The organism is Enterococcus sp. 5H, assembly GCF_028128615.1.
Classification (GTDB): Bacteria; Bacillota; Bacilli; order Lactobacillales; family Enterococcaceae; genus Enterococcus_L.
In genome coordinates, this window is sequence record NZ_AMDP01000068.1 from 13160 (window position 1) to 38965 (window position 25806).

At 35.4% G+C, this 25806-nt stretch carries 18 protein-coding genes; 5 read left to right on the forward strand and 13 right to left on the reverse strand.

The genetic code is table 11. From position 1 onward, the window contains the following. Positions 1-46: 46 nt before the first annotated feature. From ligA to C240_RS16065, 5 genes are all read right to left on the reverse strand, one after another. Positions 47-2089 (reverse strand): NAD-dependent DNA ligase LigA, encoded by a 2043-nt coding sequence (ligA, locus tag C240_RS16045; RefSeq protein ID WP_271497946.1) that lies wholly within the window; start codon positions 2087-2089, stop codon positions 47-49. 12 nt (positions 2090-2101) lie between these two features. Further along, a complete protein-coding gene (pcrA, locus tag C240_RS16050; RefSeq protein ID WP_271498091.1) occupies positions 2102-4342 on the reverse strand; it encodes a DNA helicase PcrA in 2241 nt (746 codons plus the stop codon). Between the two features lie 498 nt (positions 4343-4840). After that, positions 4841-5500 carry a hypothetical protein gene (locus C240_RS16055; protein WP_271497949.1) on the reverse strand — a complete coding sequence of 220 codons (660 nt, stop codon included), beginning with the start codon at positions 5498-5500 and terminating at the stop codon, positions 4841-4843. Positions 5501-5538: 38 nt separating this feature from the next. Then, a complete protein-coding gene (locus tag C240_RS16060; RefSeq protein ID WP_271497952.1) occupies positions 5539-6036 on the reverse strand; it encodes a hypothetical protein in 498 nt (165 codons plus the stop codon). Positions 6037-6674: 638 nt separating this feature from the next. After that, positions 6675-8150, reverse strand: coding sequence for an alpha-amylase (locus C240_RS16065; protein ID WP_271497955.1), 1476 nt, complete (start codon positions 8148-8150; stop codon positions 6675-6677). Between the two features lie 177 nt (positions 8151-8327). Between C240_RS16065 and C240_RS16070 the strand changes: the two genes are divergently transcribed. The 4 genes from C240_RS16070 to C240_RS16085 all read left to right on the forward strand — a co-directional run bounded on the left by C240_RS16070 (position 8328) and on the right by C240_RS16085 (position 12965). Next, entirely contained in the window at positions 8328-9080 is a 753-nt protein-coding gene (locus tag C240_RS16070; protein WP_271497958.1) for a DeoR/GlpR family DNA-binding transcription regulator, read from the forward strand. Further along, the gene (pfkB, locus tag C240_RS16075) at positions 9077-10003 is read left to right on the forward strand and encodes a 1-phosphofructokinase (protein ID WP_271497961.1); all 927 of its coding nucleotides are present in this window, start codon (positions 9077-9079) and stop codon (positions 10001-10003) included. The genes C240_RS16070 and pfkB overlap by 4 nt, the downstream gene beginning before the upstream one ends. Before the next feature lie 33 nt (positions 10004-10036). Beyond that, positions 10037-11950: a PTS fructose transporter subunit IIABC gene (locus C240_RS16080; RefSeq protein ID WP_271497964.1), complete on the forward strand. Its 1914-nt coding sequence runs from the start codon at positions 10037-10039 to the stop codon at positions 11948-11950. A gap of 268 nt (positions 11951-12218) precedes the next feature. After that, a complete protein-coding gene (locus C240_RS16085; RefSeq protein WP_271497968.1) occupies positions 12219-12965 on the forward strand; it encodes an SDR family NAD(P)-dependent oxidoreductase in 747 nt (248 codons plus the stop codon). A 65-nt stretch (positions 12966-13030) separates the two neighbouring features. On the opposite strand, the gene C240_RS16090 is transcribed toward C240_RS16085, so the two are convergent. The 6 genes from C240_RS16090 to C240_RS16115 all read right to left on the reverse strand — a co-directional run bounded on the left by C240_RS16090 (position 13031) and on the right by C240_RS16115 (position 21869). Then, positions 13031-14362 carry a hypothetical protein gene (locus C240_RS16090; protein WP_271497971.1) on the reverse strand — a complete coding sequence of 444 codons (1332 nt, stop codon included), beginning with the start codon at positions 14360-14362 and terminating at the stop codon, positions 13031-13033. Between the two features lie 175 nt (positions 14363-14537). Next, positions 14538-15782, reverse strand: a complete 1245-nt coding sequence (locus tag C240_RS16095) for an MFS transporter (RefSeq protein ID WP_271497974.1) — start codon at positions 15780-15782, stop codon at positions 14538-14540. Between the two features lie 236 nt (positions 15783-16018). Beyond that, positions 16019-17386 carry an allantoinase AllB gene (allB, locus tag C240_RS16100; protein ID WP_271497977.1) on the reverse strand — a complete coding sequence of 456 codons (1368 nt, stop codon included), beginning with the start codon at positions 17384-17386 and terminating at the stop codon, positions 16019-16021. An 82-nt stretch (positions 17387-17468) separates the two neighbouring features. Continuing rightward, positions 17469-18965, reverse strand: a complete 1497-nt coding sequence (gene allW / locus C240_RS16105; protein WP_271497980.1) for an allantoin permease — start codon at positions 18963-18965, stop codon at positions 17469-17471. Between the two features lie 200 nt (positions 18966-19165). After that, positions 19166-20443 carry an MFS transporter gene (locus C240_RS16110; protein WP_271497983.1) on the reverse strand — a complete coding sequence of 426 codons (1278 nt, stop codon included), beginning with the start codon at positions 20441-20443 and terminating at the stop codon, positions 19166-19168. A gap of 217 nt (positions 20444-20660) precedes the next feature. Then, complete coding sequence (locus C240_RS16115) at positions 20661-21869, reverse strand: pyridoxal-phosphate-dependent aminotransferase family protein (protein WP_271497986.1); 1209 nt, start codon at positions 21867-21869, stop codon at positions 20661-20663. 307 nt (positions 21870-22176) lie between these two features. Here C240_RS16115 and C240_RS16120 point away from each other — a divergent pair, with 307 nt between their 5' ends. After that, positions 22177-23814: a PucR family transcriptional regulator gene (locus C240_RS16120; RefSeq protein ID WP_271497988.1), complete on the forward strand. Its 1638-nt coding sequence runs from the start codon at positions 22177-22179 to the stop codon at positions 23812-23814. A gap of 185 nt (positions 23815-23999) precedes the next feature. On the opposite strand, the gene arcC is transcribed toward C240_RS16120, so the two are convergent. After that, positions 24000-24938: a carbamate kinase gene (gene arcC / locus C240_RS16125; RefSeq protein ID WP_271497991.1), complete on the reverse strand. Its 939-nt coding sequence runs from the start codon at positions 24936-24938 to the stop codon at positions 24000-24002. Between the two features lie 13 nt (positions 24939-24951). After that, a complete protein-coding gene (locus tag C240_RS16130) occupies positions 24952-25806 on the reverse strand; it encodes a DUF2877 domain-containing protein (RefSeq protein ID WP_271497994.1) in 855 nt (284 codons plus the stop codon).

Here is a 25806-nt window from a genome sequence, read left to right on the forward strand (position 1 = left end):
AGCCTACATTTGTAAAAAAAAACGATGAGATCAGTACATTCAGCTATTATTCAGCTTCTTTTGTAAAGCTATTATCAAGTGCCTCTACCATTTCTTGTTCATTCCAAACAGTAACACCCAAGTCTTGCGCTTTCGTTAACTTACTGCCAGCTTCTTCACCTGCAACGACAATATCAGTTTTTTTAGAGACACTGCCAGTGACTTTCCCACCAAGATTTTCAATTTTTTCTTTCGCTTCTTCACGAGTATAATGGGTTAGTTTTCCAGTCAGAACGACTGTTTTGTCTTTAAATGGAGATTCAACAGCGGCTAACTGACTCGTTCGAATGCCCTTATACTCAAAATTCACTCCAGCTTTAGTCAACTCATCCATTAACTCATGAACTTCATCATTATCAAAATAAGTGACTAAACTGTCGGCAATAATTTCACCCATTGAATCCAGCGCCACAACGTCTTCTTTAGTTGCTTTACTAATCGCCCGTAAATCACCAAAGTGTTCCGCTAAAACTTTTGCAGCCTTGCCACCCACATGACGAATACCCAAGCCAAAAATCAAGCGTTCAACAGAATTTTCCCGGCTAGCGGCAATTGCTTGATAAATATTGTTTGCTGATTTTTCTTTAATTTTATCCAACGTCATTAACTGTTCTTGCGTTAGGAAATAAAGATCCGCAACGTCTGCTACTAATTGTTTATCATACATTTGCTCTAAAACACGGGGGCCTAAGCCATCAATATTCATAGCATTTCTGGAAACATAGTGATTCAAGCCTTCCTTAATCTGTGCCGGACATTTAGGATTGATACAGCGTAACGCCACTTCTTCATCCAAATGAACCAATTCACTGTCACATACTGGACAATGAGTAGGAATTTCATACGGCTGACTGTCATCACTTCGCTGATCGGTCAAAACTTGGGCTACTTCGGGGATGATGTCACCGGCTTTATAAATAATGACTGTATCATTTAAACGAATATCTTTCATCGCGATAAAATCTGCATTATGCAAACTTGCCCGACTAACTGTAGTACCAGCGACCCGAACTGGCTGCATAACTGCGGTTGGCGTAACCACACCTGTTCGGCCAATTGTCCATTCGATTTCTTCTACAACAGTTTGAGCTTCTTCTGGCGGAAACTTATAGGCAATTGCCCAACGTGGCGCTTTTACCGTAAAACCTAATTCATCTTGGACAGTAAAATCATTAACCTTAATGACAATCCCATCAATTTCATAAGGTAAATCTGTACGTTTTTCATGATATTCTTCAATATATGCCCAGACATCTTCAATCGTGGCGCATAATTTTTTTTCAGGATTGGTTCGCAGTCCAATTTCTGATAGTTCATTTAAGGCATCAAATTGCGTTTGAGCGGTCATCGGTCCAAAATCTGCCACTGTATATAGAAAGGTATTCAGATTTCTTTTTGCAACCATACTCGTATCTAATTGACGTAAACTACCCGCTGCCGCATTTCTAGGATTTGCGAAAACATCCTGTCCAGCTTCTTCACGTTCTTTGTTTAAATTAACAAATGATTGTTTCGGCATGTAACATTCACCGCGAACTTCAACTGAAATTGGCTTTTTCAATTCTAAAGGAATTGATTTGACTGTTTTTAGATTTTCGGTAATATTTTCACCGACAGTTCCATCACCGCGAGTTGCTCCTTGAACAAATTTGCCATTTTCATATTTTAGTGCAATTGCCAGTCCATCAATTTTTAATTCACAGCAATAGCCAACCTGTTTCCCAGCTAGTTTTTGAACACGCTCATCAAAATCAAAAATATCTTCTTTGCTGAAACCATCATTTAGACTAAACATCTGAACATCATGAGTGACTTTTTCGAAGCCTTGGAGAATTTTCCCACCCACTCGCTGAGTTGGCGAATCCGCTGTGATTAAATCTGGATAATTCGTTTCTATGTCTAAAAGTTCTTTATATAAGCGATCATACACATAATCTTCTACAGTTGGTTTGTCTTCTACATAGTATTCATGAGAATAATGATTTAGCTGCGTACGCAATTCTTGCGCTTTTTCAGTTGCTTCAGCTAATGTTAGTGGCTGATCTGCCATATGTGATCCCTCCTATATTTTTTCAATCGGAGCAAATGCTGCCAATAAGCGTTTAATTCCTTTTTCTGGAAAAGCGACATCTAATTCCAAATCTTTAGCTGTTCCGCCAACTCTCACGACAGTACCAGTTCCCCACGCTTTATGTTTTACTTTATCCCCTGCTTGCCACGCCATTGACTCACCACCGCTGGCAACTTTATCTGTTACCGGCTGTTTAGTTGGCTGAGCATAGGCAGGTTTGAAGACTTTTGGTTCAAAGGTTCTTGCTGGCATTTTTGGAGCCGCAATCGAGCCTTGCAAGTCTAATAATTCTTCATCAATTTCGTCTAAGAAGCGACTTGGACGATTGTATTGTGTTTTTCCATATAATGTTCTTGAAAAAGCATTAGAGATATACAGAATTTCTTCTGCACGAGTAATCCCAACGTAGGCTAAACGGCGTTCTTCTTCAAGTTCACTTTCTTCAAGCATTGCACGAGATAAAGGAAATACCCCTTCTTCCATACCAATCAAAAAGACCACTGGAAATTCCAGTCCTTTAGCCGCATGTAGCGTCATCAACGTTACTTGAGAAGTGCTTTCTTCTAAGTTATCTAAGTCAGAAACTAAAGCCAAATCATTTAAAAACACTGCTAGTTTTTCATCTGGTGCATCCGCATCTTCTTCATCTTGGCGCTCATAACGCTTATCAAATTCTTGGGTTACCGTTAAAAATTCATCCAAGTTTTCAAGGCGAGCTTGTGATTCTAAATTATTTTGTCGAACTAATTCATCGCGATAACCACTGCGATTTAGCACTTCTTTTACTAATTCAGTAATCGTTAAATAAGGGATCATTTGAGTTAAATCTTGAATCATTAAGCCAAAATTGCCTAATTCTTTCCCAGCTTTTCCGCTAATATTCGCTAAATCAACATTTTGAGCAGCTTCCAGTAAAGACCAACCGTGCATTTCAGCAAAACTTCTTAACTTTTCAACTGAACTCTTACCAATACCACGTTTTGGCTCATTTACTACGCGTTCAAAACTTAATGAATCCATTGGGTTAGAAATAATATTTAAATAACCTAAAATATCTTTGATTTCTTTACGATCATAGAACTTATGACCGCCAACCATCGTATAAGGGATATTTGATTTTAGCAACATTTCTTCTATAACCCGAGATTGAGCATTCGTCCGATACAATACAGCAAAATCACCATAAATCCGATCCTTATCACGCATTTCTTTTTGAATCTGCCCTACGATAAACTGTGTTTCATCACGTTCGTTATCACCGCGATAATAAACTATTTTTTCGCCATCGGTATTTTCAGTCCAAAGTTTTTTATCCCGACGATTCCGATTATTTTGAATGACATTATTAGCAGCATCTAGAATTTTCTTCGTTGAACGGTAATTTTGTTCAAGTAAAATCACATATGCATCAGGATAATCTTTTTCAAAATCTAAAATATTTTGCATATCCGCTCCACGCCAACCATAAATACTTTGATCTGCATCACCAACTACGCATAAATTTTTAAAGCGCGCTGCTAACATATTTACTAATGTATATTGGGCATGGTTCGTATCTTGATACTCATCTACATGGATGTAGTGAAATTTATTTTGATAGTAAGTTAATGAATCAGGATGCTCGTTAAATAAACGGATTGTATTCATAATCAGATCATCAAAATCCATACATTGATTGTTTCTTAATTCTTTTTGGTACATTTTATAGCACTTAGCAACTACCTGTTCATACGGTGTGCCTTGCAGTTCTTCAACTTTTTCTGGTGTCTGCAATTCATTTTTTGCATTACTGATTGTGCCTAAAATTGAACGCGGATCATATTTTTTTGGATCAATATTTAGTTCATTCAAAATCCGTTTCATCAAAGTCCGCTGTTCTGATGTATCAATAATCGTAAAATTGCGATTATAGCCAATATGATCGACATCACGACGTAAAATTCGCACACACATTGAATGAAATGTGGATACCCAAACATCACTGCCGCCACTTTTTAGTAATTTTTCGACCCGTTCTCTCATTTCTTTCGCTGCTTTATTGGTAAAGGTAATCGCTAAAATATTCCATGGATTAACATCTTTTTCTTCAATTAAATAAGCAATTCGGTGAGTTAAGACCCGTGTCTTACCACTACCCGCACCTGCCATTACTAATAAAGGTCCTTCTGTATGTAGAACAGCTTCTTTTTGTTTCGGGTTCATACCTTGGATCAAGGCGTTTTCTTGTGCCATCATCAACGTCCTCTCTCTATTTTCAATCTTATCTATTATACCAAAAAAATGAAGAAAGCTGAACCGATTGGCTAAATGTTATTGTAGGAAAAAAGTACGAAGAAGTTGCTCAACTAGTAGCGTAAAAAACATTGAATAAACATAAATAAACGAAAACAAAAAGTGAGTGAAACAAAACTAAAAATCAGTTTTGTTTCACTCACTAGATCCGAATAAACGGCGAGAAAAAAGCAGCTACTTTACTTCGTTTCGATCACCACAATTTCTAAGAGCTAAAGCGCTAAGAATTGAAGGCTTCGGAAATAAGCTGAAATTACGATGAAATACAGTAAGGTACAAACTGATGTAGATTAGTACCTAATCGGTTCTCGGAGCTAAACGCTTTTTTCTCAACCTCTTTGTTTTTCGTTCAAAGAACTATTTGTTTCCTGTTTATTTATATTTAACTATTTCGGTTCAGCTTAATCTTGGGGAAGAAATGCTTATTTCAATTTATGACTAATTTGCTAATGCTATTGGTAAATCAATTGTGTAGGTATGTGTTGTTTCGTTATCTTGATCATCTTTAGCCTTAAATTTTACATTTACTTTTTTGATATCTTCTAATTTATTTTCATCCTTAACTTTAAAATGAATATAGCCGTCTTTATGTGCATCAGATGTTAAAACTTCGTCATCCCAATAATCTAAGAATGCTTCTGCATCAACTTCTTCACCATCATTCATCACTAAAACTGCTTTTTCTGGAGTAATGTGCTTGTCTGAAGAATCTTCGTTCGTTAATTTATATTTTAAAGATAGTAGTTCTTTGTAAGTTGTATTATCATTATCTTTAAAATCAGCTACATTTACTGCTTTAACATGATCTACATCTAGTGTAATATTATCCCAATCTGAATTTTTAAAATCTGTATCGTATGAAACAATATCTTTAATTTTCGGATTTTCACCATCTCTTACTAATACTTTAAAATAGCCATCGTCTTTCAAGGCTGTATCAGTCTCTACCAATGTATGACCTGAGCTGTCTGTATAAACTGTTTCACTACCTGATTCTTTAATAATTTCTCCAGATTCTTCTGTATGACGACCACATGCACCAAGTGCAAGTACTGTTCCTAATGTAAGTAATGAAATGCCTAAAGTTTTTTTATTCATGATAATTCCTCCAAATTTTTCTTTTTAGTTAATTACTATTAATTTAAATGTTTTTTAGCTGTTTTAATATCTTCATCAACTGAATCATAGTTAATGCGTTCGATTGTACCACCTAATTTTTCAACAAGCATCGTGTTTAATAGGTCATTATCTTTTTCATCAATATAAAGCAATAGGCCTACTTCATTTTTAGCTAATCTACTTGCAATAAAATCAAAAATCGTCATGGTTTTCTTGTTTTTAACATAGTTTGTACCAATTCCAGCTAAATCTCCAACAATCCAGCCGCACAACACACCTAGCGGTCCACCTAAAATACCGACAATCATACCGATAATCCCGCCAGTTGCAATCCGGTCACCACTTTCATAATCTAAACTATCTTTAATAGTAAAGTCTGATCCATCATCATTTTTTTGAATAATTGCTGCTTGTTTAAGTTCAAGTGTGTTACTTTTTGAAATTTGTTTTACTTGAGATAAAGCCTCGTAGGTTTTTGCTTGATCTTCAAATGTCACTAAAGCAATTTTTTTCATAACTATTTCCTTCTCTCTTTAATTTTGTTTACATACATATTGTATCCGTTAAAGAAAGATAGAAATTTTCAGTTTTTGTCGTTTTACTCGACATGATTAAAAAATTGCTATAAATTTTATAGAGGAAAAGTGGGTACTAAAAATAGAGGAAAAACTCATTAGTGGACGAGTTTTTCCTCTATTTATTATTTACTTAATAAAGAGTGAGACTTATAAATGGAAAGTAGAAGCTTTTGCTATCTGTATTGCAATCCACTCACTCAGTAAAGAGTGAGACATGGTTAGATCAGAGAGAACAAGACAACCACATTATTGCAATCCACTCACTCAGTAAAGAGTGAGACGCTTTTGAAGGAGCGAGAATGTGGGTTTCAGGTAATTGCAATCCACTCACTCAGTAAAGAGTGAGACCGTGAAATAGAGCGTTCTCAAAAGAAAAAGTCTCTATTTCCATTTAATTCATCATAAAAATGTGAATTCAATTAGAAAAACAATCTAAATTAGCTTATTTTCGATAAAATTTGGTGCGAATCCCTCAGTAAATTTATGTGCACTTAGGGTTCGCACCAAAAATCAAATTTTTATTTCCTACAACTCTAGTCTATCTATTCTTTTCTTATAAGTAAAGAAACAATTGTTCACACTATTATTTTATTCAACTCTCTCACCAGCTCTTCTTCTATATAAACAGATATTGAACCATCTTTTACAGGAAACAAACTTGAACCAGTCTGATCCAAAATAACTTTTTCAGTACAATTTCCTAACACATCAATAAATGTTTTTCCTGCATGAATCGCACTTATTGTCATTTTTTTGCTGCCAGCTTGAGCATTAGTCATAACAACCGCATAACCAGATTTATTTTGATCGAGAGTACCAGTTCTAACCCAGCCAATAATATCAGGGTCATCAAAATAATCCATTTCTTTACCGTAAGCTAAGTCTTCTCTAATTTTCAACAATAAATCCAACTGCCTTCCGACAGGATCAATATTTCGTGAAGGAATCCCAAATAAATCGCCCCAAAAAACCACTGGTGTCCCAGCTTTTCTAAGTAAAATTAAAGCATACGCTTGAACCTTAAACCAGCTTGGTACCCAAGATTCTAAACTTTGACCTTGTTGCGTGTCATGATTATCAACAAAAGTCACTGCCCACTCGGCTCGTTCTTGCGCTAAGGTTCCTTTAAAAATATTTCGCATATCATAGTTTCCATTTGACGTGGCAGCTTGATATAAATGATAATGCAATGGCACATCGAACATGGAGATAATTGCGCCTGAACGATCAATATACTCAACTAATTTTCCGATAGATCCATTCCAATACTCTCCAACAACAAATAAATCTTGACCCTTTTCTTTCCTTCTATTTAATAGCCAATTAGTGAAAAAGTTAAATTTAATATGTTTAACTGCATCTAAACGATAGCCATCTACATCAGTCAGTTCTTGATACCATTTTCCCCATTTATCTAATTGTTCAACAGTTTCTGGATAGTCCATATCTAAATTACAGCCCATTAAATAGTCGAAATTGCCGTTTTCTTGATCGACTTGCTGTTCCCAGCCTTTTCTTTCAAAATTAAAAATGCCATGATCTTTCCGACGCTCATCAAAATCAACTCCAGAAAAATTTTTCCATGTCCAAATATAATCATTATACTTTTTATTCCTACCGGGAAATGTATATTTTGTCCATGCCAAAATTTCTTCTTCTCCACTGATCGCTTCATTTCGATTTTTCGGACAGTATTTAATAGCTGAAACATCTTCTTTTTCATCTGCACCCATAAAATGATCGAAAACAATATCGCCATAAACTGCTATTCCGTTTTTTTTTAATGCTTTTATGCAATTTAAATACTCATCTTTGGTCCCATATTTAGTTGGGATAGTCCCTTTTTGGTCAAATTCACCCAAATCATATAAATCGTACGGAGCATAGCCAACCTCATTCCGACCTTTTACACCTTTATAAGCAGGCGGTAACCAAATTCCATTAAAACCTAATTGTTTTATTTTCACCGCTGATTCAGCTAAGCGACGCCAATGTTGCCCGTCTGCCGGTAAGTACCATTCAAATCCTTGTAAGATTGTTCGACTATCCATAGGTATCCCTCCGTTTTCCACTTAACTTCATTAAGCCAAAGAACGAATGAATTTGTCAACTAATAAAATCCAAAAAAATCAACGACTGTTTTATAATGAATTTGAACGTTTTTGAACGTTTATGATTGCATCACGAATTTTAATATGCTATTATAAGCATTGAAAAGAGGTGTGAAAATGCTTACAGAAGAAAGACACCAAGCAATTTTACGTTTATTGGATCAACAATCAGTAGTTAAATCGCAGGAATTAGCTACATTACTAAATGCTTCGGAATCCACTATTCGTCGAGATTTACAAGAATTAGAAGACGAAAAATTATTAGAAAGAATTCACGGTGGTGCTAAGCGAATTTTAAATTTAGGCTTTGAACAAGATATGACTGAAAAATCAAGCAAAAACACGCATGAAAAACAATTAATTGGTGCTTTAGCAGCCCAATATATTCAAAATGGCGATGTTATCTACCTTGATGCCGGCTCGACTACTTTAGAAATGTTGCCTTTTCTAGTTGGTAAAGACATCACTGTCGTTACTAATTCTGTTCATCATGCAGCTAAGTTAGGCGACTTAAATATTCAAACGATTATTTTAGGTGGCGCTTTAAAATTGTCTACCAAGGCAATTACTGGCTCAACCGGAATGGATCAATTAAGTCATTTTCGCTTTAACAAAGTATTTATGGGTATGAATGGTGTACATCTCGAATTTGGATTAACGACACCAGATCCTGAAGAAGCTGCACTCAAACGCTTGGCAATCGCTCAAGCAGAAGAAGCTTACGTCTTAGTCGATCAGACAAAATTAAATAAAGTAACGTTTACAAAAGTCACTGATCTTAGCGACGTCACCCTTTTAATCGACACTTGCCCGCCAGAATTACTAGAAAAATTTCAGAAAAAAACAATAATTGAGGAGGCTATAAAATGATTTACACAGTCACATTAAATCCTTCTATTGACTATATTGTTCATGTAGAAGAGTTAAAAATTGGTGATTTAAATCGAATGACGAACGATTTTAAACTACCTGGTGGAAAAGGCATCAACGTTTCCCGAATTTTAAAAAGAATCCATGCAGAATCAACTGCGCTTGGATTTTTAGGCAGCTTTACCGGAAATTTTATTGCCGACTGGCTAAAAAAAGAACAAATTCAAACCAATTTCACATCTGTTCGTGAAGATACACGAATTAACATAAAACTAAAATCCGAAACAGAAACCGAAATTAATGGCTTAGGGCCTGCTATCAGCAATGAAGAAATGCAAGAATTGAAAGAAACTTTGAGCAAACTTTCAGCTGGTGACATAGTTATTTTATCAGGTAGTACTCCAGCAACATTACGTGCTGGCTTTTACGAAGAACTTATTCAAATTATCGAGGCTAAACAAGCTGATTTTATCATTGATACAACTGGAAAAGATTTACTAAATGCCTTACCGAAAAAACCTCTATTAATCAAACCAAACAATCATGAATTGGCAGAACTATTTAATGTATCATTTGAATCCGTTGAAGATATACTGCCTTTTGGTGAACGATTACTAGCAGATGGCGCTAAAAACGTCATTATTTCAATGGCTGGTGATGGTGCGCTACTATTCACTACTGAAGGGATTTATCGTTCTAATGTATTAAAACGTCCGTTAAAAAATTCTGTTGGTGCTGGCGATTCAATGATCGCAGGGTTTGTAGGTAGTTTCGCAAAAACAAATGATCCGATCGAAGCCTTTAAATGGGGCGTTGCTTGTGGCAGTGCTACAGCATTTTCTGACGATTTAGCTTCTGCCGAACTAATTGATGAACTGATTGGTGAAGTAAAAATAGAAAAAATTTCAAGTAATAATAAATAAAACATTCAGGTTTAAACCTAAGGAGGAATAACAATGGACATCAAAGATTTATTAGTCAAAGATGTGATGATCATGGATTTACAGGCAACTGACAAAAAAAGTGCCATCGATGAAATGGTTCAAAAGATGTACGATGGTGGTAGAATTTCAGATATTGAAACATATAAAAATGGTATTTTAGCACGCGAAGCACAAACCTCAACTGGACTTGGTGATGGAATTGCAATGCCCCATGCCAAAAATAGTGCAGTGAAAGAAGCAACCGTACTATTCGCCAAAAGTAACAAAGGTGTTGACTATGAAGCACTTGATGGTCAACCAACTTACTTATTCTTTATGATCGCTGCTCCAGAAGGTGCAAATGATACACATTTACAAGCCTTAGCTGCACTTTCTCGCTTACTGATTGATCCTGAATTTGTTGGAAAATTAAAAGAAGCTCAGACACCAGAAGATGTTCAAACAATCTTCCAAGCTGCAGAAGACGCAAAAGAAGCTGAAGAAAAACAAGAGCAAGCAGCTCAAGAATCACAAAATACTGATCGAAAATTTGTTGTGGCGGTAACTGCTTGTCCAACTGGTATTGCCCATACTTACATGGCAGAAGATTCTCTAAAGAAAAAAGCGAAAGAAATGGGTATTGATATCAAAGTTGAAACCAATGGCTCTGAAGGAATTAAGAATCGCTTAACTGCCGAAGATATTGCACGTGCAGATGGTGTCATTGTTGCTGCAGATAAGAAAGTTGAAATGGATCGATTTGATGGTAAAGAATTAGTTAACCGACCTGTGAGTGACGGTATTCGTAAAACAGAAGAATTGATTACTTTAGCAACAAGTGGAAAAGCGCCAATTTTTCATAGTACTGGTTCTGATTCAAGTGAAGAAGATGAGTCTGCTTCAGGTTCTATCGGTTCTAGAATTTATAAAGATTTAATGAACGGCGTTTCGCACATGCTACCTTTTGTTATCGGTGGTGGAATCGCGATTGCACTTTCATTTATGATCGACCAATTTATCGGTGTTCCTCAAGATCAGCTACAATATCTTGGCTCATACAACGAAGCTGCTTCATGGTTTAACCAAATTGGCGGTGCAGCCTTTGGTTTTATGTTACCTGTTTTAGCCGGATTTATTGCTTCTAGTATTGCCGATCGTCCAGGGTTAATTGTTGGTTTTGCGGCAGGTGCCTTGGCTAACACTGGCGGTGCTGGTTTCTTAGGCGCACTAGTCGGTGGTTTCCTAGCAGGTTACGTGATTATTCTCTTGAAAAAAGTCTTCAAAGGTTTGCCTAAGTCTCTGGATGGAATTAAAACGATTCTCTTTTATCCAGTCTTCGGCTTGCTGATTACCGGTTTCTTGATGCTTTTAATCAATGTACCTATGAAAGTTATCAACGATGGCTTAAATAATTTCCTATTAGGTCTTGATGGTACAAACGCTGCTTTATTAGGCGCTTTACTTGGAGGAATGATGGCAATTGATTTAGGCGGTCCCATTAATAAAGCTGCTTATGTTTTCGGAACAGCTTCTATCGCCGCAAGTGTTACAGAGGGCGGTAGTATTATTATGGCTTCTGTTATGGCTGGCGGAATGGTGCCTCCTTTAGCAATTTTTATTGCAACATTACTCTTTAAAAATAAATTTACAAAAGATCAAAAAGATGCCGGCTTAACTAACCTTGTAATGGGACTATCTTTCGTCACAGAAGGGGCAATTCCCTTTGCAGCAGCTGACCCATTACGAGTTATTCCAAGCTTTGTCGTAGGTTCTGCCTTAGCTGGCGGTTTAGTTGGTGGTTTCGGTATTCGTTTACTAGCTCCACACGGCGGAATTTTTGTTGCTTTGTTATTAAGTCATCCAATTTTGTATTTAGTCTTTATCGCGATTGGTTCTGTTGTCTCTGCTGTCATCTTAGGTCTAGTAAAAAAACCTGTACAGAACTAATCTTAAAACATGATTCAACTATTAAAACTAAAAACATTTCGCAGAATTACGAAATGTTTTTAGTTTTATTTTTTAATTATTTTTAATTAAAATCTGTATTATTGGATTTAAAAAAAATTCTATATTACACTTACGGTGTAAGATACATTTTCACTAACACACGAGACCTTCAAGTGTTTAACAAACATTTTGATTAAATAAAATAAGACTGATTTAAAATAGTTAGAAAGGATAACTATAATGAACAATTCATTATAGCGGTTTTTGTATGGATAGATTATTGGATAAAGTATTTTTAATTGCCGACAGCAACAACAATATTAGTAAAACTACTGCCAAGTTAGCCGCTAAAGAAGGCGCTATTATTGTTTTTACAGGAAAAAATATAAATAAACTCGTGCCCGTCATTTCACAAATCAAAAAAAATGGCGGACGCTGTTCAGCTTTTCAACATGAAATTGATTCTTTAAAAAGTTGGCAACAAGTCACTAAAAAAATTACTGAAAAATATGGAAAAATTGATGTACTCGTGAACGCTGCTGGAATATCTTCTCCTAAAATGCTTTTAGATTTATCGTTAGAAGATCGAGCAAAAATTCAAGCTGTAGAAATAAACAGTTTTATCTATGGTTTGGAAACAACTCTTCCAATTATGAAACAAAATGGCGGTGGTTCAATTATTAATATCTCATCTATAGAGGGGTTAATAAATTTAGGAAGTAATACTCCTTATGAAATAGCAAAAGAAACATTACATTCAATTTTATCAGAAGCCACACTGAAATATAGCGAAGACCACATCCGAATAAATTCTATTTGCCCTGGAACGATTCATACGCCGATAATTGAAACTAGTTTCCCGAAAATTAACCTTCAATACAAGCAAAACGTCTATTTCCCTTATTTAGGCAAACCAGAAGATATCGCAAATGGCATCATTTACCTAGCTAGTGATGAATCAAGTTTTGTGACAGGTGCTAAATTAGTTATCAATGGTGACAGAATTACTATGTAAAACGCTGGATCGCAAAAAAAACGGAGCAAAACAGATAACTGTTTTTATCCCGTTTTTTATTTCTTTCAATCACTTATATCAATTGTTTGGTTCATCGATTCCAAATAACTATAATCTAAAAATACTACGCGTAAATGATTTTTTGCTTTTTTTAAATCAAAGCGCGTAGACAGTTCTTTTTGCTTCAAGTTACTAATATTTACGTCAATCAATTTATCCCACAAAGCTTCTAAAGGAATTTCTTTAATCGCTTCTTTTGGTAAATAAAAACGTAAAACGGAAACAAAATCGTCATACTTTTGATCTAACACATTGATTTCCAGAAACTGGCGAATATAAAATTCATAGGCTGAAAGGCCGCCATCAATCGTCATCTCCGGATTTAAAACTCGATAGTTCATCATTTTTCGACTTTTTTCATCAATCCAAGGAAAATAGGCTTGTGCATTTAAAATTCCTTTCGTACGATTTTCATTATATTTTTGATGCAGATAATCATAACTTCTCGTCACAAAATAAGTCGCATCCTTTTTTTCGACTGGCTGAAAGTAATCGTTTTGATACTGTACAGTTTGAATCATTTCATCTGTAAAAGCATACTCCATATACGGTGGTCGTAAGACGCCTGTTCCGTTTGACCACGCTAACTGATCAAATCCCATCTGATCTCTAAACAACCGCTGATATTTCAAATTCACAGGTAGATTCCAATTAAACGGGTCCTTAAATAAGGTCACCTTAATTAATTGATTCTCCAGCTCATCCACTTCATGAACCTGCTGAACTTCCAAAAAGATAGATTTCGGAATTAGTTGAAAATATACACTTGAATAATACATTTTCCAGCACGAAGTTAAACACAAACCTTTAAAATACACATCATAACCAGCAAGTTGATTACAATCCACAATAACTTCTTTTTTACTATTGTATCGCTTAGGCAATGCACGTATCTCAGCATCACTCTCAAAAGTACGTTTAGCGACATTTTCGACATTATTGTATAACTGCTCATCCAATGCACGAATATAAGCATAAACACCATTTTTTATCATTTTTGTATCATAATAATTTTCGATCATTTGTTGATAGGTCAAAAATACATTCCCGTCTAAAATTATACGCTCGTGTAAAGCTAGTTTAGATATATGCAGTTGAAATTCTCCGCCTTGGCTGTTCACTTTAAACCAAAGATCATCCGCATCCGTTAACTGCTGAATGCGATTTTTAAGTGCTAATAGATCAAATTCCTGAAATTCTGCATCATCAAAACGATAACTTTCAGGTGTTGTTAAAATACGCAAAAAACTTAACCAATCAGAAACATCTTGCTTAAGTTCTTCTAAAGAAGAATTAGCTTGCTGCGCCACCATATAGATTTTTCCAGTTTTTTTCATTTGACCCACCTCATCTCTTAAGTTAAGTATAACGAAAAAAAAGCTAGACTTCATCTATTTTACACTAAGGAAATAAGTAGCTGGCTAGATAGCACCTTTTCTTTCCAATTAAAAAGCCACTCTATCTCTTTTAATTATACTAACTTAAAAGAAATAAAGCGGCTTTTTATTTTATTTACTTTGAATCCAAATCTTTCTTCAGGAAAACCTGATTAATCAAATAAAAAAGCAACGTCCCAATACCAATAATGCCAATAGCTAGATAAAAGGCGTATAATTTTGAACCAGTCAAATCAGAAATTTTCCCAGTTAATGAAGGTACAATAACCGAAGCTGACATTCCAAAAAAGTTGAATACACCGTACATCGTCGCAACGCTGCCTTTTGGCGCAGATTCTCCCAACCAAGAAATAATAATCGGCTCTACTGCTAACTTACCAAAAAATCCATAAGCCATAATACCAATGACCAAGATGGTTTGATTCGTTGTAGTAACAGTCAAAAATAACACCGCTGCAGCCAATAATTCTAATAAAATAATTAATTGAATTTTTTTCTTCGGTATTTCATCAGCCAAGCGGCTAAAAATTAATGCGCCTGGAATCGCTGTAAAAAAAACCAACGATGAAGCTAAGCCAACTGAAGTTCCTGAAAATCCTTTTTCAGTTTCCAAAAAGTTAGGCAGCCAAGTATCAATCAAATAATACGTATAGAGTGTAGAAAAATATAAGATATAGGCCGAGACCATCCGAGGTTTAAACAATGCTTTTAAAGAAAGTTTTGGCTTTGCTTCTTCTTTTGTATGAATAATTTTTGTTTGCTGTGGTTGATCTGCTCGAATATAACGCGAAAACATTAAAATAGATAACAAAATTAATCCAACAGTCACAAAAATCAACACTTGCCAAGGTAATCTACCCGTTCCAACCAGAAAGCTAGATGAAATTAACCCAAGACCGCTTCCTATTGCTGTTCCACTATTAACAATCGCTGTTGATAAACTCCGCTTTGAAACAGGTACATGTTCTGCTGTTAAAGAGTAAGCAACACCATAATAAGTCCCGCAACCTAATCCAGCCAAAATACTTCCGATGAAAACCACATTCATACTTTGTGCTAAACCAACAATCAATGCACCAACACCAAATAATAGAAATCCCGGAATCAAAATTCGTTTTTTGCCAATTTTATCGACAAGCAATCCTGACGGGATCTGCATACATACATAACCTAAAAAGTAGAAGCTTGAAATATTACCTAGTTGAGCATCGCTTGCACCACCAAAATAATCGCTAATGATCGGATAAATCGGTGTTAAAACTGTTCGGTAGATCCAAATAACAATCCAGCCAATCGTTAAGATATAGATTATCTGTTTCCAATACGGAGCTCGTTTATTTTTCCCTTTTATTTCTTCCATCGTCCAATATTCTCCTTCTTCTTGGTTCGATCACATTCCAAAGTTCACATGCGTATAAATTCACAAACATAACAACTTCTTAATCGAATGCATCGAATGATATAGTGCCCTAACCTACTATTTTTTCCAAAAATCAGATGAGAATTCCTACAAGTATTCCTTTGAAAATTAGAGCAATCAGATGAAAAGTAGTCTATCCTTATGTCTGATTGCTCTATCTTCGTTTATTACTCTAGCTATTTTTTAATAAACGATCCAACAAATTCTTCAGATACACCGTCAGCTTTATTGTAAATCGTATGACCTCTTAAAATAGTTTGCATCACTTGAGCACCAATTTCGCGACCGATATACGGACTTATTTTATTGCGGTATTCCAAATCTTCAGCTTTTAATGTATAAGGAGCATTTGGTTTAATTAAGACAAAATCTGCATCTTTGCCCACACTGATTCGCCCTTTTTGATTTAAATCATAACGATCTGCCGGATTGCTTGCAATAATATCTGCAAATTGTTTTAATGACATCCCTCTTTTTTGGACACCTTCATCATAAAGAACATCGACGTTGTTTTGAACACCAGAAATTCCACCCCAAGCTTCAAAAGCATTTTCTTTATCTTTTAAATCAGGTGTACATGGTGAATGATCAGATGTAACAAAATCAATTTCACCAGAAAGAACTTTTTCCCACATACCATTTTGATTTTCTTTATCACGGATTGGCGGAGAACATTTAACCACCGGACCAATCGCATCTAATTCATCCGTATCGAAGTAAAGGTAATGAGTACACGTCTCACAAGTTACATCCACACCTTCTTCTCTTGCTTTAGTAACTTCTTCCACACCTTCCGGACAAGCGATATGACAAATGTGAATACGACAACCTGTCTCTTTTGCTAATAAAATAGCGCGGCGAATCGGTTCAACTTCCGTAAATACAGGACGAGTTGCCACATAAGCTTTCAACGTTGTTTCACCGTTTTTATAAGCAATTTCACCTAATTTATCAGTGATCGCTGCATTTTCAGCATGAATTGCTAAAACTTTACCTGTTTTAGCAATTTGTTTCATTCCTTCATAAAGTGAATAATCATCAACATTCATAAAATCACCATCAATGCTGCGATCGCCACACGTTGCCATGAAACATTTATAGGCAGCCACACCGCCGTCATTCAATTCTTGAATACCGCCTTTTAAGTTAAACGGTACTAAACCACCGAACGAGCCAACATCTGATTTTAATTTTTTTGCACCAGCATCGTATTTCACTTGCAGTGATTCACCATCAACGGTTGCCGGCACTTGGTTTAAAGGCATTTCCATAAAAGATGTTACCCCGCCTTTAGCACAAGCAGCAGTTCCCGTAATATACCCTTCCCATTGGTCGCGATAACCGCCGCCGGGATCTGTAATATGCACGTGAGCATCAACCATTCCTGGACTAACAACTAGGCCATCTGCATCAATGACTTCTTTAGCATCACCAAGATCTGATCCAATCGCAGCAATCAATCCATCTTTCACTGCCACATCCGTCTTAATCTCACCTGACTCTAGAATCACTAAACCGTTTTTAATTAATAAATCAAAGCTCATTTACTTTCCTCCTAATTTTATAGCTCTATGAATTAAACCTTCCCCCAAAAGTCTAACTCAACAGGCTAGTTAATTCTTAAAATCAATCAACTTGTTTATTCTTATTAAGCTCACTATTTTCACTTTTAACCCAATATTTTCTTGACAACAAATATAGACAAAATGCCGACGCAAAACCAGCAAGCCATGAAACATCAGATATAATTTTCAATGCAGGAATAAAATTACCACATAAACAAATTAATAAAGCTGAAATTGTAGCAATGTAAGCTGGCTTATTTAACCCTTTATATTCATTTTCCTGATTATCCGCTTTTTGATCCATGTAAAGTTGATCCAAATCAATCGTTTGCTTTTGAACAAAATAATAATGCGCAATCATTGTACCAGCAACAGGTCCTAATACCGCACCAATCGTGTTTAAAAATAGATAAATACTATCTGCATTTTCCATTAATTTCCATGGCATAATCAGAAAACTAATCACACTTGCTAATAAAACACCTTTTTTGTAATTTAGTTTCTTCGGAAATAGAGCGCATAGTTGGTAAGCTGCTGGAATAATATTACCTGTGGCATTTGTTGAAACTGTTGTTAGTAAGAATACCAACATCGCCACTACAATTGCAAAAGTGTTATCCCAACGATTAACAATATTTAAAATATTCCACTCTTGAATCCCATAATGAATAGATCCACCAATTAAAATCACTACACTAGAAAAAGCAAAAATTCCATATCCCACTAAAAGACTTGCCGTTTGACCGATCGTTTGATCTCTGGTCGATTTAGCATTTTGGGTAAAATCAGATACGCTAGAACCGGGAGCTGCCCAAACAGCCAAAACAGAACTAATTATCATAAAGTATACAAGTATTGGAGAAACACTATGTGTCGCACCCGACACATCATAAGATAAAATCGGACCAATACCGCCTGCTACTCTAATTGCCCAAATCGCCATGCCACCAAAAACAATATAAATTAGTGGACTTAATAGCGCAGTAAACTTATTAAGAATCTTTCCACCACCTAAACCGATCAACATATTAACCAACCAAAAAATGGTGAAAGCAATTAGCCCTGGGATTGAAATACCAAAAATTTCTGTATTACCACCAAGTGATAAAAAGTCCGGCCAAATTTTACCTATCAAAATTAATAACGCTAAAGATCCAGTAAAATTTTGTAATCCAAACCACGCAATTGCTGCAACACATCCCCGAAGAAATCCTGGTAATTTCGCCCCAACATCACCATAAGTGGAACGTAAATGAATCGCAAAAGGAATACCATACTTTGACCCTGCTCGACCATTAAAGGTCATAAACACAGCTACTGCTAGTGCACTAATAACCAATGCTAGCATGATATTAATTGGAGAAAGTCCTAAGAAAAGAAATCCTCCTACCGCTGTATAATTGGGAATGTTGTGTACCGATCCCATCCACAATGTAAAATAGTTGAATGTTCCCATCATTCTTTTAGACAGCGGTTTTGGAAGTAAGTCTTCATTATAACCACGCTGTCGATAACGCTGAAGTTCTTCTTCAGTGATTTGATAATCATGGTTGTTCATTTATTCGCCTCCTTATAAGCGCTTACAAAAAATAAGTTTTAAAAAAATTTTTCTCCTTTCACTTATGGTATGTTCGTAATTCTATTATTTATCTGTTTTTGCGAAATTATGACACATAACAGATAAAAAAATGATGTATTTAGTCTCTATCCACCTTATTGAGTTTCAGAAGCTAAATACATCATTATTTATTTTACAGCTTATGCTTTAGTTGCTGCTTTCTTTTTACTAATATTTGCTAATAAGAATAATGTTGTTCCTACCACTAGAAGAATAACAGAAATGTAAAAGCCCATCTCTTTTGATCCAGTCGCATCTGAAATTGAACCTGTTAAAGTAGGAGCAATAACTGATGACATCATTCCGAAAAAGTTAAATACGCCAAGTGTTGTACCAATACCGACTTTAGGTGCATTTTCACCAAGCCATGAAATAATAATTGGCTCTACTGCTAATTTACCTAAGAATCCATATAAGATTAAACCAACTAATAATAATGTAGAATTAGTTGCTTGTACTGTAAGTAATAACATCGCTGCCGCTAAAAATTCTAAAATAACAATAAATTGAACTTTTTTGTGCATAAATTTATCTGCCAAACGGCTGAAGAATAGTGCTCCTGGAATTGAAGCAAATGCTACCAGCGAAGCTGAAAAACCAATCGCAGCTCCTTCAAATCCTCTTTCCGTACCTAAAAAGTTAGGTAACCATGTTACTGTCATATAATAAGCATAACAAGTGGCAAAGTATAAGATATAAGCAAATAACATTTTAGGTGAGAATAATTTCTTCACTGAAACATGTTCTTTTACAACTGGTGTATCTTCTGTTTTTGCAGCTGCTGCTTCCGCTGCTTCAGATTGTGCTAAAAATTCTGCATCTTCTTTATTATTACGAATAATTGCTGTAAATGCTACTAACATACAAATAATTAAAACGACAGAGATATACATCATTGTTTGCCAAGGTAAATTCAGTTGAACAACTAAATAACTTGATAAAATTAATCCTAAACCAGAACCAACAGCTGAACCACTATTTACAATCGCTGTTGAGAAACTTCTTTTGTCTTGTGGAATATTTTGCGATGTTAATGAATACGCTGATCCATAGAAAGAACCACAACCTAATCCTGCTAAAAGACTACCAAAATAAATCATTGAGATACTTGAAGCTTGAGAAATTAACAACGCTGCAATCCCAAATAAAATAAATCCTGGAATTAAAACTTTTTTCTTTCCAATTTTATCAACTAAAAATCCTGCCGGAATCTGCATTGCCACATATCCAAAAAAGTAAAAACTTGAAATTGAACCTAATGCAGTATCTGATATATTTCCGCCAAGTGACTCATTAATTTGCGGATAAGCAGGTGCTAATGCTGAACGATACACCCAGATCGTTACCCAACCTGAACATAACAAAATAATAATCTTTTTCCAATAATCCATTCCTGAACCCTTACTTTTTACATCCATGTCTTTTCCTCCAACTGTTACTCGTCCAACTATTTGAACATTAACAAAAAGTTTGTGCACTTTTACAGTTCAAATAATTCTTCCAGTAACTTCTTATTCGCTTTAATTGTAAGCGGTAGCAAAGTCTCGTTCATCATTAATTTTCACAAACTTGTCAAAAAGTTTGTGCAAAACAAACAATCAGATGTTTTTTTACACAAACCATTTGAACGTGTCATTATTTTGTATACACAGTTAGAGCAGCTTTAACAGCTTCACCTTTGGCAATATCCGCACCATAAAAATTAAGCGCACCCTCTAACGCTGATAAAACATGAAGAACGTTTGATTTTCTACTACTGTATCCCATATTGCCGATACGCCAAACTTTTCCTTGTAAAGCACCGAAAGAAGAAGCAATTTCCACACCAAATTCATCCAACATTAATGAACGAACTTTTTCTCCATCAATCCCTGATGGAATCATTACTGGTGTTACTGTCGGCATTTTCGTTGTTAAGTCGCCATAAAATCCTAAGCCCATCGCTTTAATTCCGGCAACAATTGCTTCATCATTTTGAGCATGACGAGCATAAACATTTTCGATTCCTTCATTAATCAGCATTCTTAGTCCTTCGTGAAGTCCATAAATCATACTTGTTGCTTCTGTATGATGATTGATGCGTTCTTCACTCCAATAGCGTTGTAACTGGCTTAAATCCAAGTAGTTACTGCTAATATGATTTTCATTACGAATATCTTTGCTTAAACCTAACTCTTTTTGATAACGGCTATCCAATACTTTTTCTACACGATCGTTATAAGTAATCAATGATAATCCTGAAGGTACACTCACACATTTTTGCGTTCCTGCAATGGCAATATCCACACCCCATGCATCAACTTCAAGCGGCACTCCTCCATATGTTGCTACCATATCCACTACAAAGAAAATATCATTTGTTTGACAAAATTGTCCAATCTGATCCATCGACTGCATCTGACCATTAGCTGTTTCGCCATGAACCATTGCAACAATTTTAGGTTGAAATTTTTTAATTTCTTCAATGACTGCTTCTTGCTCAAAAGGTGCATCCCATTCTTTTTCAAGATAATGAATTTCTGCTTTGGCACGCTCACAAATCTCACCTAAAAGATAAGCAAAACGACCATAAACAGGAATTAATACTTTATCTCCCGGTTCAATCAAAGCAATCAGAGCTGCTTCTAACCCAGAACGTGATGTCCCATCAATTGCAAAAGCTTGTTTATTTTTCGTGCCAAAAGGTATCTTTATCATTTCTTTTACTTCATCCATAATACTTAAAAAAGCTGGATCAAATTGTCCCAAAATAGACGCTGACATTGCTCTTAAAGCTACGGGATGAGCTTCAACTGGTCCTGGAGTCATGATGGTTCTACTTGGTACGGTTAATTCTGAAAACATAACTATCCCTCTTTTCCATTTTACTTTCATCCTACCTTTATCTCAAAAAAAATCATTGTCACTTTTGTCTAAATAATTTAAACTTTCAGTTATTTCGCACAAAACATTCTTGAATCTGCATGCGCTATCATTTAGAATAGAACTATCGATATTTTTGAAGCTGATTATTTTGTTTTTCATGTTTCACCCGTTTGCTCTTAGGAAAAAAGATAACCTCTGTTTGTGGCAAAGTTCGCCACCCTCCAAGTTTCCTATTTTTCTTTCAGAGCTGACCAACTTATTTCGCTTTTATATAGGGGGACAACCATTGACAACGTTAGAAGATTTATTAAAAATACCCAGATTTTCTGATTTAAAATTATTAACTAACCCTACCAAAGCCAACACTGTTGTTGAAAGTATTGAAATTTCTGAAACACCGGATGTAGCGGGGTTTATTCCTAAGAAAATTTTTCTTTTAACAACGGCCATGGTTTATAAAGATAACCAAAAAGAATTGATTACACTGATTGATTCTTTAAAAGAACAAGAGGCTGCCGGGATTGGAATTAAAGTCGGCCGATTTATTGAAGCAATTGATCCTGAAGTTGTAGAATACGCAAATAAAATTGATTTTCCTATCGTTCAAGTACCTAGTACACAACCTTTAGGTGCTTTGCTGCATCAGCTTTTAAATTTCTTGTGGGATACAAAAACGGAACAGCTAAGTTATGCTCTGGATATTCAAAAACGTTTTTCTAACCTATTAATCCATGATGTAAGTATCGCACGTTTCATCGCTGATTTTGGCAAAATGATTAATGCTCCTGTAATTTTACTAAGTCCTTATCGAAAAGTAATTGCGCACTCAAAGCATTTTACTCAAACATCAAAACCTGCGGAATATTACGTCGAACAACTCGTATCAAAATACGATCACTGGATTGAAGATACTAATACATCCTTTATGATTAATGATTTAAATCAAGCACCATTGCAAATTGCTGGTTTTACAGTTACAGTTAATAGCTATTTCCCACATTATTTATTAATTTTGAATCCAGAAAAAGTGCCCTATCCGATGTCAGAATTTGCTGTGGAACAAGCTTGTTTAGTTCTATCATTTATGCTTTACAAAAATCAAAAAGTTCAAAAATCTTTTGACTTTTTCAAAAGCGATTTCTTAGCTCAGTTAATTGAATATCAGCAAGCACCCCATCAATCTAAAAGAGATTGGCTTGATTTGGGCGCCAACTATGATTTAAAAAAGAGCACCTATTATCAAGTTGCTTATGCGGTTTGCAGCCAATCTTCTATTACAGCTACGAAGATCAAATACCAAGAAGAAGAAAGCGATGTTGCTTTTCAATGGTTGCAGGAAACGTTACCGCTGAAAATTAAGCATACTAGTATTTTTAAAATCAAAAATACGAATCACTTTGCTATTCTAATTCAAAGTAAGGTCGATGATCTAGATAAAATTTTACGTGATATTTCTGTAGAACTTTCAGAAAAATTACCAATTAATTTAACATTTGCTTTAGGTAACCATTATGAAACCATCGAGCAATTTGCCAGCTCTTATATTGAAGCAAAAACGGCTTATGAAGAGTTAGCGACAATAACTGATGGAACTTTAGTTCACCATTATCATCCTAAAGGAATGAAAAGTCTCTTTGAAAAAATGAGCTTAGAAGATATTCATTATTTCTGTGAAACTACATTGAAAGAATTAGCCTATCCAGTTGAAGATTCCTATATTGAACTAAGAAAAACACTGCAATGCTATTTAAGTTTTCAATGTGAAATTTCTAAAACAGCTAAAGAAATGTATTTGCATCGAAATACAATCAAATATAGAATCGATCACTGCGCAAGACTACTTGGAAAAAATATCCAAGATCCGACAAACAGTTTAAACTTACGATTGGCATTAGAACTTTCGGAGCGTTCCAATCAACATTAAAAAGAGCTTAGGACATAACTCAAAAAGTTATGTTTCAAGCTCTTAGTTTCTGAATAAACGGTGGGAGCAGAAGCAACTCCTTCGGAAATAAGCTGAAATTCACAAAAATTTGAAGAGCAATTTCCGTGAATTCCTTCTTATTTCTCGGAGTTAAACACTTCTGTCCCAACGTCTTTTTGTATTAACTACCCAGTTATTCTTGTACCTGCTCGACCTTGTAATGCTTGGTCTGCTTCTTCTAAAGAACAGATGATAGCTGTTTTTCCTTGTTTAGCAAAAGCAATTGCTGCTTCCATTTTCGGCCCCATACTACCATCTGCAAAATGACCTTCATTCATATATTGTTCTGCTTTTTTAATAGAAATTGTTTCTAGTTTTTCTTGATTTGGCTTACCATAATTGATATAAACGTTACTTACGTCGGTTAACATCACAAAGACATCTGCATCGATTTGTTCAGCTAATTTTTTCCCAGTACGATCTTTGTCAATTACAGCTTCAATTCCTTTTAGCAGACCATCTTCGCCGCGAACGACAGGAATTCCTCCGCCACCACCAGCAACAACAATCGTGTTTTGATTCAACAAATTAACGATTGAAGACACACCATGAATAGCTTTTGGTTGAGGAGAAGGTACTACACGACGATAGCCTCTACCCGCATCTTCCATCATCACCCAGTTTTTCTCTTGCTCCATTTGTTTAGCTTCTGCTTCAGAATAAAAAATACCAATTGGTTTATTAGGATTAGTAAATGCTTCATCATCTGCTGAAACTTCAGTTTGTGTCAACAATGTAATAACGTTGCTAGTTAAGCCTTTAGTTTCTAATGAATTTTTTAGGCTTTGTTCTAGCATATAACCAATAAATCCTTGTGATTCTGCGTTACACACATCTAACGGAAACGGTGGAACGATATCTTTTGCTTCTTCATTTTGTCTCAAAATATTGCCCACTTGAGGGCCATTTCCGTGAGTTAACACGATTTGATAGTCTAATTCCTCAATTTTTGCTACAAGATCTGCACTAATTTTTACATTATCCATTTGAACTTCAAGTGTTGCTTCTTGATTGGGTTTTAAGATAGCATTGCCACCTAATGCCAACACGACACGATTTGCCATAATATAATCTCCTTTAATTGTTATTTAGAAATTCAATTGTTGCCATAAAACCTGCCAACAGGTCAAGTCCTGAGGTATGACCTACTTTTATAATATTATCGACAGCTTTTTGTAATTGTTCGATACTACTCATCGTCGTCAAATTTTCTATAAATTCAATAACAGGTGCACTAAATCGACAAGATAGAGCGCATAGCAAATAATGCTTGCTGATATCTGTCGTCACAGCGGGTTCCTTTGACAACTCAGTAAGTATTCTTTTTTCTAGTATTCGATCTTTTTCATTTAACAATATTCTAGCAGCCAAATGACCGACTAACATATCATCGCCAGAAGGAGTCAGACCTTTACCTCTCCCTAAAAGAAATGCAACAGCAGACTGTTTTTTACTTTCGTCTTCCAAACATAGTAATTGAAGCGCTTTAGCAAATGGATTTTCCTCTATCAAAAAATCAGCTAAAGAAACTTGCGCACCAGTTTCCTTATCCAAACTCGCCGCATAATCATTAAAATGTTGTAAATTACTTGATTTTAGCGTTTCAGTAATTTCCATTGTTGAAGAATAAAGTTCTCCATAATTCAATAGCAAATGATTTTTAGAAAAATGCAAACAATCTTCTTGCCACCTAACTGAATCACCAATCTCAACAGTTGAAAGCAATGTTGAAAAATAAACGGACTCAATATAGATACCATTTGGCATAAAAGGATAGTCAGTGGTCGAAATGACCACTAACTGTTCTTTCCCTTCATCCTGAATATTGAAACTATTTTTATATTTGCTATGAACATGCCATTTTTTCTCTGAAAAAGCATTTGTCAAAAGAATCTGATCTAGAAAACAAGCATTAACAAACAATTTTCTCAC